Annotated in this window: 4 protein-coding genes; all 4 read left to right on the forward strand. The window is 73.4% G+C overall.

The window, feature by feature from the left end:
* The coding region (locus E4099_RS30660; protein WP_209446807.1) for a PAAR domain-containing protein at positions 1-149 on the forward strand (149 nt) is incomplete at its 5' end.
* A 2-nt stretch (positions 150-151) separates the two neighbouring features.
* Positions 152-559, forward strand: a complete 408-nt coding sequence (locus E4099_RS30665; RefSeq protein ID WP_135342367.1) for a GPW/gp25 family protein — start codon at positions 152-154, stop codon at positions 557-559.
* On the forward strand, positions 556-2526 hold the full coding sequence (locus E4099_RS30670) for a putative baseplate assembly protein (RefSeq protein WP_135342368.1): 1971 nt from the start codon (positions 556-558) through the stop codon (positions 2524-2526). The genes E4099_RS30665 and E4099_RS30670 overlap by 4 nt, the downstream gene beginning before the upstream one ends.
* Positions 2527-3087: a phage tail protein gene (locus E4099_RS30675; RefSeq protein ID WP_135342369.1), complete on the forward strand. Its 561-nt coding sequence runs from the start codon at positions 2527-2529 to the stop codon at positions 3085-3087. It abuts the gene before it with no gap.
* Positions 3088-3230: the final 143 nt, after the last annotated feature.

Below are 3230 nucleotides of genomic sequence, written 5' to 3' on the forward strand. Positions count from 1 at the left end.
TCAGCACGCTGGTGCTGCCGGCCCCGATCGCCCCGCCCGGCAGCACCAGCGTGCTGATCGGCGGCAGACCGGCCGCCCGTGTCGGGGACATGGCGGGCTGCGGCGCGCCGATCGTCACCGGCTGCCCGACCGTGCTGATCGGAGGCTGAGCGTGGCACAGCAGTTCGTCGGCGCGGGCTGGGCCTTCCCGCCCCGCACCGACGCCACCGGCAGCATCGCCCTGGTCCGCGGCGAGCGGGAGATCGAGGAGTCCATCCGGCTGATCCTGGGCACCTCGCCGGGCGAGCGGCCGATGCGCCCCGAGTTCGGCTGCGCGCTGGGGGAGTACGTCTTCGCCCCCGCCGACGCCGGCACCGCCGGGCAGCTCGCCTACGAGGTGCGGCTGTCGCTGGAGCGGTGGGAACCGCGCATCGAGGTGGCGGACGTCATCGTGCGGTTCGACGAGGCGGACGACGGCGTCCTGTACATCGACATCAGCTACGCGCTGCGCGGCACCAACGACCCCCGCAACCTGGTCTTCCCCTTCTATGTGATCCCCCAGCACGAGGAGGGCACATGACGCTCCCCAGCCCCAACCTGGACGACCGGCGGTTCCAGGCCCTGGTCGACGAGGCCAAGCGGCTGGTGCAGCAGCGCTGCCCGGAGTGGACCGACCACAACGTCTCCGACCCGGGCGTCACCCTGATCGAGGCGTTCGCCACCATGGTCGACCAGCTCGTCTACCGGCTGAACCGGGTGCCCGACAAGAACTACCTGGCCTTCCTCGACCTGATTGGCGTACGGCTGTACCCGCCCACGGCGGCCCGCACCGAGGTCACCTTCTGGCTGTCCGCCCCGCAGCCCGAACCGGTGCCGATCAGGGCCGGCACCGAGATCGCCACGGTGCGCACCGAAACCGAGGAGTCGGTGGTCTTCACCACCGGCCAGGACCTGTCGGTGGTGCCCTGCTCCCGCGAGTACATGGCGACCTGGCCGGCCGTCGGCAACGCCACCGACCGCTCCGAGGAGCTGGCCCTGGGCCGTGACGTGCCCTGCTTCTCCACCTCCCCGCAACCGGGCGACTGCCTCTACATCGGGCTCTCCAACCCGGTGCCCCACTGCGCGCTGGTGCTGCGGCTGGACTGCCGGGTGGAGGGCGTGGGCGTGGACCCCCGCCGCCCCCCGCTGCTGTGGGAGGCATGGGACGGCGCCACCTGGGAGCCCTGCGAGGTCGAGAAGGACGACACCGGCGGGTTCAACAAGCCCGGCGAGGTCATCCTGCACATGCCCGCCGGGCACGCCGCCTCCATGGTGGCCCGGCACTCCGGCGGCTGGCTGCGCTGCCGGCTGGTGGAGGCCGCCCCCGACCAGCCCACCTACATCGCCTCGCCGACGGTCCGGCAGATCACCGCCTTCACCATCGGCGGCACCGTGGAGGCCGCGCACGCCGAGACCGTCCGGGCGGAACTCCTGGGAGTCTCCGAGGGCGTGCCCGGGCAGGGCTTCCGGATCGCCCGGCCCCCCGTGGTGCCGGGCGAGGAGCCGTTCACGGTGGAGGTCGCCGAGAGCACCGGGTGGGTGGAGTGGCAGCGGGTCGACAACTTCGCCCACTCCACCGCCAACGACCGCCACATCACCTTGGACCCCAACTCCGGGCAGGTGGACTTCGGCCCGGCGGTACGGGAACGCGACGGCTCCCTGCGGCTGTACGGCGCGGTGCCGCCCAAGGGCTGCCGGATCCGGGTGCGCGCCTATCGCACCGGCGGCGGACACCGGGGCAACGTGGCCCGCGGCGCGCTGCGGGTGCTGCGCAGCTCACTGCCGTTCGTCGCCCGGGTGGAGAACCGCCGGCCGGCCCTCGGCGGTGTCGACGGCGAGAGCGTGGAGAACGCGCGGGTGCGCGGCCCGATGACCCTGCGCACCCTGCACCGGGCCGTCGTCCCGCACGACTACGAGCAACTCGCCCGCGAGGTCGCCCCGGACGCCGCCCGGGTGGCCTGCGTCCCGGCCGGCGACGTCCGCACCGCCGGCGAGTCGGGCCAACTGGCCAACGGCGTACGGCTGCTGGTGGTGCCCGCCGGCCGCAGCGACGCCCAGGGCAGGATCCAGTTCGACGAACTCATCCCGCCTCAGGACACCCTCACCCAGATCGCCTCCTACCTGGACGAGCGGCGTCCGATCGGCAACCGCCTGGTGGTGGAGCCGCCGTACTACCAGGGCGTCACCGTGGTGGCCTCGGTGCAGGGGGCCCGCGGGGTGCGCGCCGACCGGCTGCGGGATGCCGCGCTCACCGCCCTGTACGGCTACTTCAACCCGCTCACCGGCGGCCCCGAGCGCCAGGGCTGGCCGTTCGGGCGCCCCATCCACTCCGGTGAGGTGTTCGCGGTGCTCCAGCAGGTGCCCGGCGTCGACCTGGTGGAGGACGTACGGCTGTTCCCGGCCGACCCGCTGACCGGCGAGCGCGCCGAGGCCACCACCAAGATCACCCTCGATCGGCACGCCCTGGTCTTCTCCTACGAACACCAGCTCCGGGTGAGGGAGGCGTAGATGCGCGGCACCATCCCCGGCCTGCCCAACCCGCTGCCGCTGCTGCACCAGATGCCGGCCGTCTACCTCGAACAGGACTTCCTCGAACGCTTCCTGGGCGCCCTGGACGAGGTACTGGCACCGCTCCTGCTCACCCTCGACAACCTGCCCGCCCATCTCCACCCGCGCACCGCGCCCGAGGACTTCCTGACCTGGATGGCGCAGTGGGTCGCGGTGGAGGTGGACGAGGAGCGGCCGGACACCCAGCGGCGCGCGGTGGTCGCCGGGGCCGTGACCCGGCACCGGCAGCGCGGCACCCGGCAGGGACTGGCCGCCGCCATCTGGGTGGAGTCGGGGTACGAACCGGAGATCAGCGAGAGCGGTGGCACGGCCTGGTCGGCCACCCCTGGCGCCGAACTGCCCGGCTCGGCCCGCCCCTGGGTGGCGGTGCTGCTGCGGGTGCCCGATCCCCGCCGGGTCGACCGCGCCCGGCTGGAGAAGCTGCTCGCGGCGGAAGTGCCCGCCCATGTCGCCTACCAACTGGAGATCGTGCCCTCGGGGGAGGAGGCGGACCCGACATGACCTGTCCCGACTGCGGACACCGCAATATCGCGGGGGCGCAGTTCTGCGCCTCGTGCCAGGCCTTCCTGGAGTGGGAGGAGGAACGCCCGGCCACGCCCCGGCAGGCGGCCGGATCCTCCTCCGGCGCCGCGCCCGGCCCACCC

It is taken from the genome of Streptomyces palmae, from assembly GCF_004684805.1.
GTDB classification, from domain to species: domain Bacteria; phylum Actinomycetota; class Actinomycetes; order Streptomycetales; family Streptomycetaceae; genus Streptomyces; species Streptomyces palmae.

What these genes read in the sequence shown, in the direction of transcription:
- E4099_RS30670 (WP_135342368.1), top strand. Translation starts at nt 556, where the DNA reads ATGACGCTCCCCAGCCCCAACCTGGACGACCGGCGGTTCCAGGCCCTG.
- E4099_RS30675 (WP_135342369.1), top strand. Translation starts at nt 2,527, where the DNA reads ATGCGCGGCACCATCCCCGGCCTGCCCAACCCGCTGCCGCTGCTGCAC.